The sequence below is a fragment of the Cohnella cellulosilytica genome, from assembly GCF_042431195.1.
Lineage (GTDB): Bacteria > Bacillota > Bacilli > Paenibacillales > Paenibacillaceae > Cohnella > Cohnella cellulosilytica.
The window spans coordinates 1-785 of record NZ_JBHMDN010000063.1; the positions used below are offsets into that span (position 1 = coordinate 1).

Consider the following 785-nt stretch of genomic DNA (forward strand, 5'->3'; position numbering starts at 1 on the left):
TCGTGAGGTACTCGGCGTGAACTGACCTGAGGTTGTGCGTTTCTTTGGCAGGCAGCCATATACCGCCGTATTTATCCAATGCGCGCTTCGCTTTCCATCTCAAGGTTAGTGCATATTGCGCAAGCTCGATATTGACCCATGTGGTACACTCGTAGTAGCGGATGATGCCCCTGATGCTTGCGTTGATGCTGTCGATCTGTTGGATCGCGGATACCCGCCCTCGACTGCGCTTCAGCGCATTTACTTTTCGATATAATTCCTGAATTTTGCTCTTTAATCGGTTTCGGTCTGGTCGGGTTCGTGTAATATACCCTGTTCTGGATTTGCCTTTGACGAGTTTACATTCGAAGCCTAGGAAGTGGATCGGCTTTTCGCGGATATTGGTGATGTTCGTCTTTTCTTCGGATAACGAAAGTCGGAGATGCGTTTTCAGGTGGGTGGAGATGCGACGTTTCCACTTCTCCGCATGTGCCTTGGTGTCGGTGATCAGAATCCAATCGTCTGCGTATCGTACCAGATAAGCTGGTTTCAGATGGCTATTCCGCTTCAATGCCAGTCTCTGGCTATCGGTTCGACCATAGGTTGTACGGGTTTTCTTGTTTTCCCATTCCCGGGTTATCCCCTGGTCAAAATGGTGCAGATAGACATTGGCCAGTAGCGGGGATATGACCCCTCCTTGGGCCGTTCCCAAGGTATTCACTGTTGTTTCCTTCATGATTCCAGCCCGTAGCATCGCTTTAATCATCATAAGCACGCGTTGATCCTTGATTCCCATGCCATATAGC

The 785-nt window shown here is 49.4% G+C and carries 1 protein-coding gene; it reads right to left on the bottom strand.

Annotated features, from left to right (window positions below; genetic code table 11):
- A partial coding sequence (locus ACFFT4_RS30230; protein WP_378052859.1) for a reverse transcriptase domain-containing protein occupies window positions 1-748 on the bottom strand: 748 nt, incomplete at its 3' end.
- Window positions 749-785 lie beyond the last annotated feature (37 nt).